The sequence below is a fragment of the Luteimonas sp. A649 genome, assembly GCF_054072735.1.
Map to the genome: position 1 here is coordinate 1361255 of NZ_JBSVRQ010000001.1, position 15267 is coordinate 1376521.

General features: G+C 70.0%; 12 protein-coding genes. 10 read left to right on the top strand and 2 right to left on the bottom strand.

Translation table 11 applies throughout. The features are described from left to right. The first annotated feature begins 211 nt into the window (after positions 1–211). From purB to pilH, 9 genes are all read left to right on the top strand, one after another. Complete coding sequence (gene purB, locus ACW5E8_RS06360; protein WP_456964628.1) at positions 212–1582, top strand: adenylosuccinate lyase; 1371 nt, start codon at positions 212–214, stop codon at positions 1580–1582. 28 nt (positions 1583–1610) lie between these two features. Then, positions 1611–2834 (top strand): JmjC domain-containing protein, encoded by a 1224-nt coding sequence (locus ACW5E8_RS06365; RefSeq protein ID WP_456964629.1) that lies wholly within the window; start codon positions 1611–1613, stop codon positions 2832–2834. Then, entirely contained in the window at positions 2831–3331 is a 501-nt protein-coding gene (locus tag ACW5E8_RS06370; protein WP_456964631.1) for a DUF7931 domain-containing protein, read from the top strand. Before ACW5E8_RS06365 ends, ACW5E8_RS06370 begins: the two co-directional genes overlap by 4 nt. A gap of 166 nt (positions 3332–3497) precedes the next feature. Next, positions 3498–6362: a 2-oxoglutarate dehydrogenase E1 component gene (locus ACW5E8_RS06375; RefSeq protein ID WP_456964632.1), complete on the top strand. Its 2865-nt coding sequence runs from the start codon at positions 3498–3500 to the stop codon at positions 6360–6362. A gap of 42 nt (positions 6363–6404) precedes the next feature. Next, entirely contained in the window at positions 6405–7628 is a 1224-nt protein-coding gene (sucB, locus tag ACW5E8_RS06380) for a dihydrolipoyllysine-residue succinyltransferase (protein WP_456964633.1), read from the top strand. Between the two features lie 15 nt (positions 7629–7643). Continuing rightward, the gene (gene lpdA, locus ACW5E8_RS06385; protein ID WP_456964634.1) at positions 7644–9080 is read left to right on the top strand and encodes a dihydrolipoyl dehydrogenase; all 1437 of its coding nucleotides are present in this window, start codon (positions 7644–7646) and stop codon (positions 9078–9080) included. Between the two features lie 103 nt (positions 9081–9183). After that, on the top strand, positions 9184–9777 hold the full coding sequence (locus ACW5E8_RS06390) for an LOG family protein (protein ID WP_456964635.1): 594 nt from the start codon (positions 9184–9186) through the stop codon (positions 9775–9777). 97 nt (positions 9778–9874) lie between these two features. After that, positions 9875–10867, top strand: coding sequence for a YhdH/YhfP family quinone oxidoreductase (locus ACW5E8_RS06395; protein ID WP_456964636.1), 993 nt, complete (start codon positions 9875–9877; stop codon positions 10865–10867). A gap of 67 nt (positions 10868–10934) precedes the next feature. Continuing rightward, positions 10935–11324 (top strand): twitching motility response regulator PilH, encoded by a 390-nt coding sequence (gene pilH, locus ACW5E8_RS06400; RefSeq protein WP_456964637.1) that lies wholly within the window; start codon positions 10935–10937, stop codon positions 11322–11324. A 12-nt stretch (positions 11325–11336) separates the two neighbouring features. Here pilH and ACW5E8_RS06405 read toward each other — a convergent pair whose 3' ends face one another. Continuing rightward, positions 11337–12245 carry a DnaJ C-terminal domain-containing protein gene (locus tag ACW5E8_RS06405; protein ID WP_456964638.1) on the bottom strand — a complete coding sequence of 303 codons (909 nt, stop codon included), beginning with the start codon at positions 12243–12245 and terminating at the stop codon, positions 11337–11339. Positions 12246–12404: 159 nt separating this feature from the next. Here ACW5E8_RS06405 and ACW5E8_RS06410 point away from each other — a divergent pair, with 159 nt between their 5' ends. Beyond that, the gene (locus tag ACW5E8_RS06410) at positions 12405–12881 is read left to right on the top strand and encodes a redoxin family protein (protein ID WP_456964639.1); all 477 of its coding nucleotides are present in this window, start codon (positions 12405–12407) and stop codon (positions 12879–12881) included. Positions 12882–12884: 3 nt separating this feature from the next. Here ACW5E8_RS06410 and pbpC read toward each other — a convergent pair whose 3' ends face one another. After that, a complete protein-coding gene (pbpC, locus tag ACW5E8_RS06415; protein ID WP_456964640.1) occupies positions 12885–15251 on the bottom strand; it encodes a penicillin-binding protein 1C in 2367 nt (788 codons plus the stop codon). Between the last annotated feature and the right edge of the window lie 16 nt (positions 15252–15267).

The window sequence follows — 15267 nt, forward strand, 5'->3', positions numbered from 1 at the left end:
CGCTGCGCGGTGGGTATGGACAGCGCACATGGATGTGCGCGGTAGGCGATTCAGCCATGGACGGCTGCTTCGCCGGTCCATACCCACCGCGCAGCGGCACGCTCCCACACGAAGCCGGCACGCCAGGAAGCCTGGAAAGCCCCGCACAACCATCCGGCAACCCCAACACCCGCCGAGTAGAATGTCCGGCCTCACAACGCCGAAGCCCGCCATGCCCGCCCTCGACCCGCTGCTCGCCCTCTCCCCGCTCGACGGCCGTTATGCCGGCAAGGTGGAGGCGCTGAGGCCGGTGTTCTCCGAGTTCGGGCTGATCCACGCCCGCGTGCGCGTGGAAGTGGAGTGGCTGCTGGCGCTGGCCGCCGAACCCGGCATTCCGGAACTGGCCCCGTTCGACGAGGCCGCCACCGCCCGCCTCCACGCCCTGGCCCAGGGTTTCTCGCCCGCAGACGCCGCGCGGGTGAAGGAAATCGAGCGGACCACCAACCACGACGTCAAGGCGGTCGAGTACTTCATCAAGGAGCGCCTGGCCGACGAGGCAGCGCTCGGGCCGGCGCTTGAGTTCGTGCACTTCGCCTGCACCAGCGAAGACATCAACAACCTGTCCTACGGCTTGATGCTCGACGCCGCGCGCCGCGAGGTGATGCTGCCGGCGCTGGACGACGTCACTGCCACCCTGCGCGGCATGGCGCACGAATTCGCCGCGCTGCCGATGCTCTCGCGCACGCACGGCCAGACCGCCTCGCCGACCACCGTGGGCAAGGAGATCGCCAACGTGGTGGCGCGGCTGGAGCGCCAGCGCGCGCAGCTGGTGGCGGTGTCGCTGACCGGCAAGGCCAATGGTGCCGTGGGCAACTACAACGCCCACGTGGCCGCCTACCCTGATGTCGACTGGCCGGCGTTCTCGCGCCGCTTCGTCGAATCGCTGGGCCTGGACTTCAATCCGTACACGACCCAGATCGAGCCGCACGACTGCATCGCCGAGATCGCCGACGTGCAGAAGCGCATCGCCACCATCTGCATCGATCTCTGTCGCGATGTCTGGGGCTATATCTCGCTGGGCTATTTCAAACAGGCCGTGAAGGCCGGCGAAGTCGGCAGCTCGACCATGCCGCACAAGGTCAACCCGATCGACTTCGAGAACGCCGAGGGCAACTTCGGGATCAGCGTGGCCCTGTTCGAGCACTTCGCCACCAAGCTGCCCGTCAGCCGCTGGCAGCGCGACCTCACCGATTCCACCGTGCTGCGTGCCCTGGGCACGGCCTTCGGCCACGCGCTGGTCGGCTTCGACGCGCTCGGGCGCGGGCTTGGCAAGCTCAGCACCAACCCCGAGCGCCTGGCCGCGGACCTCGACGCCGCCTGGGAAGTCCTGGCCGAAGCCGTGCAGACGGTGATGCGCCGCCACGGCCTGCCCAGCCCCTACGAACAACTCAAGGCGCTCACGCGTGGCCAGGGCATCACCGCCGAGTCCATGCGCGCGTTCATCACCGGCCTCGAGCTGCCGGACGACGAACGCCGGCGCCTGCTCGAACTCACTCCGGGTGCGTACACCGGACTCGCTGAAGACCAGGCACGTGCGGTCTGACCGCCGCCGACCGACACAGGAACCGACCATGGCCAAGCGCGCCACCACCCTTCCCTTCGAAGTCCGGGCCAAACCGGGCCAGCCGCTGGGAATGGCATCCCGCGTCTTTCTGCGCGACTACTGGCAGAAGCGCCCGCTGCTCATCCGCGGCGCCTTCCCGGGCTACGTCTCGCCGATCGAACCCGACGACCTCGCCGGCCTGGCCTGCGAGGAGGGCGTGCTCGCCCGCCTGATCCAGCACGACCGCGCCACCGATGCCTGGACCGTGGGTAGCGGGCCCCTTCCCGAAGAGATCTTCGCGGAGTTGGGCGACCGCGACTGGACGCTCCTGGTCCAGGACATGGACAAGTGGGACCCGGACATCGCCGACCTGCTGCCGGCCTTTGCCTTCCTGCCGCGCTGGCGGGTGGACGACGTGATGGTCAGCTTCGCCGCGACCGGCGGTTCGGTTGGCGCGCACGTCGACCAGTACGACGTCTTCCTGCTCCAGGCCATGGGCCACCGGCGCTGGCAGATCGACGCCTCCGACGCGATGGGCCGCGGCAAGCCGCCGCTGGACTTCCGTAACGACGTCGAGATCAAGCTGCTGCGCGAGTTCACGCCCACCCACGACTGGGTGCTGGAACCGGGCGACATGCTCTACCTGCCGCCCGACGTGCCCCACCACGGCGTGGCCGAGGATCCCTGCCTGACCTTCTCGCTGGGCATGCGCGCGCCCTCGGTCGCGGAGCTCATGGGCGACTACGTCGATACCCTGGCCGCCGAAGCCGACGAGGCCCTGCGTTACAAGGATGCGGACCTCGATCCGGCCCGCGACCCGCACGAGATCGACGCTGCCGCAATGGCGCGCGTGGTCGAAGCGCTCAACGCCGTGCGCATGGCCGATGCCGATGCGCTGGGCGACTGGTTCGGGCGTTTCATCACCGTGTATCGCGCGGCCGCCGGCCCTGGACACGGCGACGGCCAGCCGCTGGCGACCGACGAACTGTCCCGTGCACTGGCCGGTGGGCTGCTGCTGCAGCGCTACCCGTGGACCCGCGTCGCCTGGCGCCGTGCCGCGAAGGGCGCCCGCCTCTACGCCGCCGGCCAGGCCTGGCCGCTGCCGGTGGCCGATGCGAAGCGCCTCGCCGCCAACGCATGGCTGGATGCCGGCACCTGGGTCGCGCTCTCCGCGGCCGGGCGCGACTGCGTCGCCGGACTGCTGGCCGAAGGCCACTACCGGCTGGAAAGTCCGGACGACGAAACGCCATGAACACCCGCGGCGCCGCGGGAGACACGCTCGCCATCACCGATCGCGAAGAAGCGGTCGAGGCCACGGTGAGCCTGGTCACCAGCGCCCGCCGCCGCATCCGCATCCTCAGCCGGGTGCTCGACCCGGGCCTGTATGACGACCCGCGGGTGCTGGAGGCCTTGCGCGTCTTCGCCACCTCGACCACCGACGCCGAGGTGCGGCTACTGGTCCTGGACGCCACCGCCATCCAGCGTGCCCATGCCCCGCTGCTGGCGCTGGCCCAGCGCCTGCCCAGCGTGTTCCAGTTCCGCGAGCTGGCCGATCCCGTCGACCGCGCCCGCGCCGATGCCTTCATCGCCACCGACAACGGCGGCTGCTACCACCGCGAATTCGGCCATCGTTTCGACGGCGAGGCGATGCGGTCGGGAGCCGGACGCGCGCGCCAGCTGGTGGAAGCCTTCGACCCGGTCTGGGAGCGTTCCCGGCCCTGCAGCGAGCTGCGCGCCCTCGGCCTCTGAGCCGCGTCCCTACGCCCCGCAGGCGGAACGCTCAATGACCGGTACGTGATGCGTCGCAAGGGCGCGTCCGGCTATAATTGCGCTTTCCCCCCGCCCCCGCGCCGCGGCCGCATTCATCAATGCGGGACTGGCGCGCGCCAATCCTGAAAGAGCCCGCCCAACCGACGTGGACAGTCTTCTGAAGCAGTTTGCGCAGTCCTCCCAGCTCGGCGCCAATGCCGCCTTCATCGAGGACCTGTACGAGCAGTATCTCGTGGACCCCGACAGCGTCGGCGACAAGTGGAAGGCCTGGTTCGACGGATTCAAGGGTCGCGAAGCGGGGGACGTTCCCCACTCCGTGGTCATGGATGCCGTGGCCCGCGCCGGCCGCGAGGCCCGCAATGGCGTGGTGGTCTCCGCCGGCGGCGGTGACCTCGAGGCCCAGCGCAAGCAGGGCTCGGTGCTCAAGCTGATCACCGCCTACCGCTCGCGCGGCCACCTTCGCGCGGCCACCGATCCGCTCGGCATGTCCGAGCTGCCGGAGGCGCCCGATCTCGAGCTGCCCTTCCACGGGCTGTCCGATGCCGACCTCGACGCCGAGTTCGCCACCGGTCCCGGCGGCGGCACCAGCACCTTCGGCGGCGCGCCGCGCATGCGCCTGCGCGAGCTGCTGGGCCTGCTCCAGGCCACCTATGCCGGCCCCATCGGCGCCGAGTTCATGCACATCCCCGAAGCCGCGCAGCGGCGCTGGATGTACGAGCGCATGGAAACCGCCGGTGGCCGCTACAGCCACACCCCGGACGAGCAGCGCCGCATCCTCGAGCGCCTCACCGCGGCCGAGGGCCTGGAGCGCTACCTGCATACCAAGTACGTCGGCCAGAAGCGCTTCTCGCTGGAAGGCGGCGACTCCCTGATCCCGCTGCTCGACACCGTGATCCGCAGCGCCGGCAACGACGGCGTCAAGGACATCGTGATCGGCATGGCCCACCGCGGCCGCCTCAACGTGCTGGTCAACACGCTGGGCAAGAGCCCGCGCAAGCTGTTCGACGAGTTCGAGGGCAAGTTCGAGTACGACCCGCGCGCCCACGCCGGCGACGTGAAGTACCACATGGGCTTCTCCGCCGACGTCGTCACCGACGGCGGCCCGGTGCACCTGGCGCTGGCCTTCAACCCGTCCCACCTCGAGATCGTCGACCCCGTGGTCGCCGGCTCCGTGCGTTCGCGCCAGGAGCGCCGCCACGACGAGGACCGCCGCCAGGTGATGCCGATCCTGATCCACGGCGACGCGGCCTTCGCCGGCCAGGGCGTGGTGATGGAACTGTTCCAGATGTCGCAGGCCCGCGGCTTCGCGGTCGGCGGCACGGTGCACGTCGTGGTCAACAACCAGGTCGGCTTCACCACCAGCAACGTGGCCGATGCCCGCTCCACGCTGTACTGCACCGACGTCGCCAAGATGATCGGCGCGCCGGTGCTGCACGTGAACGCCGACGACCCCGAAGCCGTGGCCTTCGCCGCGCGCCTGGCCTACGACTTCCGCCAGGAATTCCGCAAGGACGTGGTGATCGACCTGGTCTGCTATCGCCGCCACGGCCACAACGAGGCCGACGAGCCGGCGATCACCCAGCCGGTGATGTACCAGGTCATCCGCCAGCACAAGACCACCCGCGAGCTCTACGCGACCACCCTAGAGGAACGCGGCGTGCTGCCGGCCAAGGGCGGCCAGGCACTCGTCGACGCCTTCCGCGACAAGCTTGATTCCGGCGAGGTCACCACGGAGCTTGCAAAGGTCGAGAAGACCCCTCGCGAGAGCCGCCTGTTCGTCGATTGGCCCGGTTTGCTCGAGGGCAACCTCACCGACAAGGTCGACACCACGGTGCCGGCGAAGAAGCTCAAGGCGCTGGCCCAGTCGATCACCACCATCCCCGACGAGGTCCAGCTGCACTCGCGCGTGGCCAAGGTCTATGACGACCGCCGCAAGATGGCCGCCGGTGATGCGGGTGCCGACTGGGGCTTCGCCGAGAACCTCGCCTACGCCACCCTGCTCGACGAAGGCTACGGCCTGCGCCTGGTGGGCCAGGACGTCGGCCGCGGCACCTTCACCCATCGCCACGCGATCCTCCACGACCAGACCACCGACGGCTATTACCTGCCGCTGCGCCAGCTGGTCGACCGTCCGGAGCGCGCCACCGTGATCGACTCGCTGCTCAGCGAGGAGGCGGTGATGGCCTACGAGTACGGTTTCTCCACCACCGACCCGAGCACGCTGTGCATCTGGGAGGGCCAGTTCGGCGACTTCGCCAACGGCGCGCAGGTGGTGATCGACCAGTTCATCGCCTCGGGCGAAGCCAAGTGGGGCCGCCTCAGCGGACTGACCCTGTTGCTGCCGCATGGTTACGAAGGCCAGGGCCCCGAGCACAGCTCGGCCCGCCTGGAGCGCTTCCTGCAGCTGTGCGCGCTCGACAACATGCTGGTCTGCGTGCCGTCCACGCCCGCCCAGGCCTTCCACATGCTGCGCCGGCAGATGCGGATGAGCACCCGCAAGCCGCTGGTGGTGATGTCGCCGAAGTCGCTGCTACGCCACAAGCTGGCGGTCTCGAGCCTGGAAGAACTCGCCAACGGCGAGTTCCGCCACCTGATCGGCGACGCCTCGGCGGATCCGAAGAAGGTCACGCGCGTGGTCCTGTGCTCGGGCAAGGTCTATTACGACCTGCTGGAGGAAAAGGAAAAGCGCGGCCGGGACGATGTCGCCCTGGTGCGCGTCGAGCAGCTCTATCCCTTCCCGCGCGCCGCGCTGGTCGAGGAACTCGGCCGCTACGACAAGGCGACCTCGGTCGTCTGGTGCCAGGAAGAGCCGCAGAACCAGGGCGCGTGGTACCAGATCCGCCACCACCTGCAGGCCTGCGTGCCGGCCAAGCTGGAGCTGCACTATGCCGGCCGCCAGCGCTCGCCCTCGCCCGCCGTCGGCCACTTCGCCGACCATGTCGTCGAGCAGCAGCAGCTGGTCGACGATGCCCTCGCCTCGCCCGTCGGCAGCGTTTTCGCCGCCGACTGACCCCACACACGCTGACAGCCACGACCAGGACGCATCAAGACCATGGCCACCGAGATCAAGGTACCGGTACTCCCCGAATCCGTTTCCGACGCCACCATCGCCACCTGGCACAAGAAGGTGGGCGACGCCGTCGCGCGCGACGAGAACATCGTCGACCTCGAGACCGACAAGGTGGTGCTCGAGGTCCCCTCGACCGTCGAGGGCGTGATCAAGGAACTGAAGTACGCCGAGGGTGACACCGTCACCAGCCAGCAGGTGCTGGCGGTGATCGAGGAAGGCGCCGCCCCGGCGAAGGCTGCCGACGCGCCGAAGGAAGAGCCCGCCGCCGGCGCGCAGGAAGTGCAGCCCAAGGCCGCCGCCGCCAAGGCCGAGGCCAAGGCACCTGCCTCCACGCGTCCAGACCCGGCCTCGGGCACCGACAGCCTTCCCCCGGGCGCGCGCTTCACCGCGGTGAAGGACGGCATCGACCCCGCGCAGGTCGAAGGCACCGGCCGCCGCGGCGCGGTGACCAAGGAAGACCTGGTCAACTACGCCTCGGGCAAGACCGCCGGCGTCTCCGGCGGCGCACGTCCGGAAGAGCGCGTGCCGATGACCCGCATCCGCAAGCGCATCGCCGAGCGCCTGATGCAGTCGAAGGAGTCGACCGCGATGCTGACCTCGTTCAACGAGGTCAACCTGGGCAAGGTCATGGCCATGCGCAAGGAGCTGGGCGAGTCCTTCCAGAAGCAGCACGGCGTCAAGCTCGGCTTCATGAGCTTCTTTGCCAAGGCGGCTGCCAACGCGCTGCAGAAGTACCCGGTGGTCAACGCCTCGGTCGACGGCGACGACATCATCTACCACGGCTATGCCGACATCTCGATCGCGGTGTCGACCGAGAAGGGCCTGGTGACGCCGGTGCTGCGCAACGTCGAGCGCATGGGCTTCGCCGACATCGAGCTGCAGATCGGCGACTACGCGAAGAAGGCGCGCGACGGCAAGCTGTCGCTGGACGACCTGCAGGGCGGCACCTTCACGATCACCAACGGCGGCACCTTCGGCTCGCTGATGTCGACGCCGATCGTCAATCCGCCGCAGTCCGCGATCCTGGGCATGCACACCATCAAGGAGCGCCCGATCGTCGAGAACGGCGCCGTGGTCGCCGCGCCGATGATGTACATCGCGCTCAGCTACGACCACCGCATCATCGACGGCAAGGACGCGGTGCTGTTCCTGGTGGACATCAAGGACCAGCTGGAAAATCCGCACCGCATGCTCCTGGGCATGTAAGAAAAAGGAACCGAAATGGCTGAACAGTTTGATGTTGTCGTGATCGGTGCCGGCCCTGCCGGCTACCACGCCGCGATCCGCGCCGCCCAGCTGGGCATGAAGGTCGCCTGCATCGACGCGGGCCTGGGCAAGGACGGCAAGCCGGCGCTTGGCGGCACCTGCCTGCGCGTGGGCTGCATCCCGTCGAAGGCGCTGCTGGACTCCTCGCGCCAGTTCCACAACCTGCAGCACGTGTTCGGGCAGCACGGCATCACGGCCAAGGATCCGCAGATCGACGTCGAAAAGATGGTCGGCCGCAAGGACGCCATCGTGAAGCAGTTCACCGGCGGCATCGCGCAGTTGTTCAAGGCCAACAAGGTCGCGCCGTACTACGGCTTCGCGACCCTGCACGCCGACCGACTCGTGAAGGTCAAGCAGCACGACGGCAGCGAGGTCGAGCTCACCGGCACCAACGTCATCATCGCCGCGGGCTCGGACTCCATCGAACTGCCGTTCGCGAAGTTCGACGGTGACACCATCGTCGACAACGTCGGCGCGCTGGACTTCCCCGAGGTGCCCAAGCGCCTGGCGGTGATCGGCGCGGGCGTGATCGGCCTGGAACTGGGCAGCGTGTGGAAGCGCCTGGGCGCCGAGGTCACGGTGCTCGAAGCCCTGCCCGACTTCCTGGCCGCGGCCGACGCCGAGGTGTCGAAGCTCGCCGCACGCGAATTCAAGAAGCAGGGCCTGGACATCAAGCTTGGCGCCAAGGTTTCCAAGGCCGAAGTCACCGGCAAGGGCAAGAAGAAGGAAGTCCAGGTCACCTTCGAAGACAAGAAGGGCGAACAGACGATCACCGTGGACAAGCTGCTGGTGGCCGTGGGCCGCAGGGCCGCGAGCAAGGGCCTGCTGGCCGACGACAGCGGCGTGAAGCTCAGCGAACGCGGCCAGATCGAGGTCGACGAGCACTGCCACACCGGTGTCGACGGCGTCTGGGCGGTCGGTGACTGCGTGCGCGGCCCGATGCTGGCGCACAAGGGCTTCGAGGAAGGCATCGCGGTGGCCGAGCTGATCGCTGGCCTCCCCGGCCACGTCAACATGGACACCATCCCCTGGGTCATCTACACCGAGCCGGAGCTGGCCTGGGTCGGCAAGACCGAGCAGCAGCTGAAGGAAGAAGGCATCCCGTACAAGTCGGGCAGCTTCCCCTTCGCCGCCAACGGTCGCGCCGTGGCGATGGTCGAACCGGCGGGCTTCGTGAAAGTGCTGGCGCATGCCGAGACCGATCGCGTGCTCGGCATGCACCTGGTCGGCGCCAACGTGTCCGAACTCGTGCACGAAGGCGTGCTGACGATGGAGTTCAAGGGCTCCGCCGACGATCTCGCCCGCATCTGCCATGCGCATCCGAGCCTGTCGGAAGCGATCCACGACGCCGCCATGGCGGTCGACAAGCGCGCGATCCACAAGGCGAACTGATCGCGCGTGCAGGGCGTCCCTGGCGCCCTGCACCGATCCAGCAACACCCAGCGCCGGGCACTGCCCGGCGCCGTCCTTTCCGGCCCATACCGATGACCTGTCCATGAAAAGCCTGTGCGTCTACTGCGGTTCCAACAGCGGCATCCGTCCCGCCTACGCCGAGCGCGCGATCGCGCTGGGCACGCGCATGGCGCGCGACGGCATCCGCCTGGTCTACGGCGGCGGCAACATCGGCCTCATGGGCACGATCGCCGACGCGGTGCTGGCTGCAGGCGGCGAAGTCACGGGCGTGATCCCCAAGCAGCTGCTCGACATGGAAGTGGCGCACCTGGGCCTCACCGAACTCGAAGTCGTGGGTTCGATGCACGAGCGCAAGTCGCGGATGTTCGACCTGGCCGACGGCTTCGTGGCCCTGCCCGGCGGCTTCGGCACCCTTGAAGAGATCATCGAGATGCTGACCTGGCGCCAGCTCGGCATCGGCGACAAGCCCTGCGGCATCCTCGACATCGAAGGGTATTACCAGCCGCTGGTCGCGATGATGGACCGCATGGTCGAGGAGCGCTTCCTGCACCCCGGCCAGCGCGAGGACCTGTGGACAGGCCAGGACATCGACGCGATGCTCGACTGGATGCGCGACTACCAGCCTGCGTCGGCCTCGAAGTGGCTCGACGAGAAGCGCAGCCGCGAATTGCGCTGAGGCAAGCCGCGCCGCGCCTTTGCCCCTTTTTGTGGGAGCCGGCCATCGCCGATAATGGCGCTGGCCGCAGCCTGCGCGGCGCTTTCGAGAGCACGGCATGACGATCCCCCACAGCTTCCGCGCCTTCCGCATCCACGACGACGACCAGGGCTACCGCTCCGGCATCGAGCAGGTCGGCATCGACCAGCTGGCACCGGGCGAAGTGGTGCTGCGCACCGCGTTCTCCTCGGTCAACTTCAAGGATGCGCTGGCCGGCACCGGCCAGGGCAGGATCCTGCGCCGCTTCCCGCTGGTGGGCGGCATCGACGTCGCCGGCCACGTGGTCGCGTCCACCGATCCTGCCTTCCGCGAGGGCGACGCGGTGCTGGTCACCGGCTGCGGCCTCAGCGAGACCCGTGACGGCGGTTATTCGGAGTACGCGCGCGTGGAGTCGAGGTGGACGATCCCGCTGCCCGCGGGCCTCTCGTTGCGCGAGTCGATGGTGCTCGGCACCGCTGGCTTCACCGCCGCGCTGGCGCTGTTGCGCATGACCGAAAACCGCCAGCATCCCGATCTTGGCCCGCTGGCCGTCACCGGCGCCACGGGCGGCGTCGGTTCGCTGGCCGTGGACATCTTCTCGAGTGCCGGCTACGAGGTCAACGCGGTCAGCGGCAAGCCGGAACAGGCCGCATATCTCAGGGAGATCGGCGCAGCCGAGGTCATCGGCCGCGACGCGCTCACGACCACGCGGCCGATGGAATCGGCTCGCTTCGGCGGTGGCCTCGACAACGTCGGCGGCCCGATGCTGGCCAGCTTGCTGGCGCAGACCACGCCTTACGGCAACGTCGCCAGCGCCGGGCTGGCAGCCACCCATGACCTGCCGGCCACGGTGATGCCTTTCATCATCCGCGGCGTGTCGCTGCTGGGCGTGGCCTCGGCCGGCACCGCGCGCGACATCCGCGACGAGGTCTGGCGCCGCCTGGCCGGCGAGTGGAAGCCCCGCCACCTGGACCGCATCTGCACCCGTGAAGTGGGCCTCGATGAACTGCCCGCGGTATTCGACGGCATGCTGGCGGGCGGGTCGCTGGGCCGCACCCTGGTCAAGCTCTGAAACCCGGGCCGCGCTTGCAGCGCTGCCCGCGACGGCTACAATCGGCCAGAATCCAACGGGGGACACCATGGCGCGCATCCTGATCGTCGACGACTCACCGTCGCAGCTGATGGGCATCCGTCGCATCGTCGAAGGCCTCGGCCACGAGGCGCTGACCGCGGAGGACGGCGCTGCCGGCGTCGAGGCGGCCAAGCGCGAGCTGCCCGACCTGATCCTGATGGACGTGGTGATGCCGAACCTCAACGGCTTCCAGGCCACGCGTGCGATCACGCGCGATCCGGCCACCCGGCACATCCCGGTGATCCTGGTGACCACCAAGGACCAGGAAACCGACCGGGTCTGGGGCATGCGCCAGGGCGCGCGCGCCTACCTCACCAAGCCGTTCAGCGAGACCGAGCTGTCGGAGACCATCACCAAGGCGGTCGCCACCGAGCCCACGCCGCCCACGGCGGCCTGAGCCGGCGCGGCGCTACTCGCGCCGCCACTCCCCGGAGAAGGCATCGCGCAGCGCCTCGTAGGCGGCTTTCTGCGCATCGTCCCGTGGCGCCGGGGCCTGGACCTCGAGCTCCACGATCTGGTCGCCGTCGCCCTGGCCACCGCTACCGGGCAATCCGCGTCCGCGCAGGCGCAGGCGGCGTCCGGCCTCGGAGCCGGCCGGCACCTTGATTTCCACCGTACCGCCCAGCGTCGGCACGCTCACGCTCGCGCCCAGCGCAGCCTCCCAGGGCGCGATCGGCAGCGCGTACAGGATGTTGCGGCCGTCGACCTCGAAGCGCGGATGCGTGCCGTACTCGACCTCGAGCAGCAGGTTCCCGCCGTGCTCGCCCTGCCCCGCCAGCCGGATCACCTGGCCCGGGCGGATCCCGCGCGGCACCTTGACCTCGAGCGTGCGGCCCTTGACCGCGATGCGCATCGCCCCGCCCTGGTGCACGGTTTCCAGCGGCACCACCAGCCGCGCGCGCGTATCGCCGCGCGGCGGCGCGCCGAAGCCCGGTCCGCCACGCTGCTGCGCCTGGCGCCGGAACAGGCTTTCGAAAAAGTCGCTGAAGCCGCCGTTGCCACCGCCGCCGCCGCCGAAGACCTCTTCGTAGTCGAAGCCCGGCCCGCCGCCGTTGCCGCCGAAGCCACCCGGCGGCGGATGGATGTCGTCACCCGGCCGGTAGCCACGGCTGCGCAGCTGGTCGTAGGCCTTGCGGCGCTCCGCATCGCGCAGCGCCTCGTAGGCCTCGTTGACGGACTTGAACTTGTCCTCGGCGCCGGCCTCCTTGCTGACGTCGGGATGGTACTTGCGCGCAAGCCGCCGGTAGGCGGTCTTGATCTCGGCGTCGCCGGCGCTGGGTTCGATACCCAGGATGGCGTAGTAATCCTTGAACTGCATGCGATCTCCACTCGCGCCGCCGCAGGTCGTGCGCGGCGGCGGCAGGTTAGCAATATCGGGGCGGTGCCGGGCAAGGCAAGGCCGCATTTTCCACGGCGCATGGCACCATGGGTACGCTGCGGCCCATCCCGGTCCCGCCCTGCCCACACGGAGCCCCCAATGCCCATCCAGATCGGCGATGCCATCCCGGAAGTCACGCTCAAGCACATCGACGACGGCGTGCAGACCATCGATACCCCGACCCTGTTCGCGCACAAGAACGTGGTGCTGTTCGCGGTGCCCGGCGCCTTCACGCCGACCTGCTCCGAGCGCCACCTACCCGGCTTCGTCGAACGCTTCGGCGAATTCAGGGAGCGTGGCATCGAGGTCGCCTGCATGGCAGTCAACGATCCGTTCGTGATGCAGGCCTGGGGCGAAAGCCAGCACGTTCCCGCGGGGCTGCGCATGCTGTCCGACGGCAACGGCGACTTCGCCCGCGCGCTCGGCCTGGAGATGGACGGCACCGCCTTCGGCATGGGGATGCGCAGCAAGCGTTTCGCGCTCTACGCCGAGGACGGCGTGGTGAAGCAGCTGTTCGTCGAGGCGCCGGGCGAGTTCAAGGTGTCTTCCGCCGAGCACGTGCTCGGCGCCATCTGAGGTTCAGCGCCCGACCTCGAAGGCCAGGCTGGCCCAGGCGCCGCCCTCGGCCAGAGCGGTCAGCTGCTGGCGGCCGGGTTCGCCGAACTCGCGCCACAGCACCTGGCCGCCGCGGGTCCTGCCGACCAGGCGCCCGTTGAGCAGCCACTGCACCTCGCCATCGACCCCGACCGCGCGCAGCGCCAGCCGCGGCGGCCGCGATGATCCCGGCGCGCGCAGCAGCAGCGCGCCCTCGTTGACGCCTTCGATGTGCATGGCGACCGTGGTTCCGCGTCCGTCGTCGGCACAGTCCGGCGCCAATGGCGGCAGGCGCGACGCGCTGCGTTCGGTCGCGCCCAGCCAGGGCGATGCCAGCGCAGGCCAGCGCGCGATGCTGCGCAGCCGCCGCTCGTGCGGTCGCGAACAGTCGGCCGTGAGCCGCTGCCCGGTGGCGGCATCCACCTCGATCCGTTCCAGCCGCGTCGCCCAGCTGCGGATGTCGCGCTCGGGCAGCGTCGGCGGCGCCGCGCCGTCCAGCACCCATGCCTGCATCCGCCGCTGGCAGGCGTCCCCGGGCTGCGCGCTGGCGGCCGTTCCCAAGGGCCAGCACACCTCGGCTTCGCCCACGCTGGCCGGACGCGGCAGGCGCGCGCCGTCGCCCGGGCGCTGCGGCAGGCTGTCCACGACTTCGAACAGCAGCGGCAGCGCGGTGACCGCGCCGTACTGGCCCGGCAGCGGCGTGCCGTCGGGACGTCCCACCCAGACGCCGACGGTGTAGCGCCGGGTGGCACCCAGCGCCCAGGCATCGCGGAAGCCGTAGCTGGTGCCGGTCTTCCACGCCACCCGCGGGCGACGCCCGGTGTCGAAGGTGTCGACGCGCTCGCCGGGCCGCGGATTCGCGGCCAGGATCTCCTGCACGATCCAGGCCGCGCCCGGCGACAGCAGGCGGCGCTCCACCAGCGGATCGTCGGCGGCGTAGCGGACGCGCCCTGCGATGCCCCCACGCACCAGCGCCGCATGCGCGCCGACCAGGTCTTCCAGGCGCGCACCGGTGCCGCCCAGGATCAGCGTGAGGTTCGGCTTGGCACCACGGGGAAAGCGCAGGCCGATCCCCGCGTGGTCCAGGCGCGCCGCGAAGCGCGCCGGCCCGACGCGGTCGAGCAGGTCCACGGCCGGCACGTTGAGCGACAGGCGCAGCGCATCGGCCACCGCCACCGGGCCATTGAAGGCGGCGTCGAAATTGCCCGGGCGGTAGCCGCCGAAGGACTGCGGCGCATCGAGCAGCAGGCTCTGCGAATGCACCAGGCCGTCATCCAGCGCCATGCCATAGACGAAGGGCTTCAGGGTCGAACCCGGCGAACGCCAGGCCTGCACCATGTCGACGTGGCCCAGGCGCGCGGCGTCGCCGAAGGCCGCGGTGCCGAGATAGGCTCGCGCCTGCATGGTCTCGTTGTCGATCACCAGCAACGCCGCCGAGGTCCGCTCGGGCAGGCGGCCGACATAGGCGCCGAGGCGCTCTTCGAGCGTGCGCTGCAACGCGGCGTCGATGGTGGATTCGATGCGCTCGGCGCGCGGTCGCTGCGAGCGCAGGCGCTGTGCCAGCAGCGCCGCCGACAGCGGCGGCTTCAGCGTGCGCGAGACGACCGCTTCGACCCGTGCGTCATCCACCTCGGCGCGGCTCCAGTGGCCACGGTCGACCATGCGCTGCAGCACCTTGTCGCGCGCGCGCCGCGCGGCCTCGGGCGCGCGGTCGGGCCGCAGTCGCGTCGGCGCCTGCGGCAGCACCGCCAGCAGCGCGGCCTCGGCGTGTGACAGTCGTGCCGCCGGCTTGCCGAGATAGGCCCAGCTCGCCCCCTCCACGCCTTCGATGGTGCCGCCGAAGGGCGCGCGCTCCAGGTACAGGGTGAGGATCTCGTCCTTGGACAGGTGCGCCTCGAGCTGCAGCGCGCGCAGCATCTGCCGCAGCTTGCCCGCCGGCGTGCGCGCGTGGGGTTCGAGGATGCGCGCCACCTGCATGGTCAGCGTGGAGCCGCCGGACACGATGCGCCTGCTGGCCGCGGCCTGCCACGCGGCACGCAGCAGCGCCACCGGGTTCACGCCCGGATGGCGGCGGAACCAGCGGTCTTCATAGGCCAGCAGTGCTTCGACGTAGAGCGGCGAGACGGTGCTTTCGGACGCGGGATAGCGCCACACCCCCTCGGCGTCGGCGAAGGCGCGCAGCGGCGTGCCGTCGCGCGCGGTGACCAGGGTGGCGTGGTCACGGGCTTCGGGCAGCGGCGGCGGGAACGCGAGGTCGAGCACGAGCAGCGACAGCAGCAGCGCGACCGCGCCCCAGCGCAGCGTTGGCAGCAGGCGTGCGCGCCACTTCGGACGGTCTACGCCCGACCCCACGCCGCACCGCCCCAGC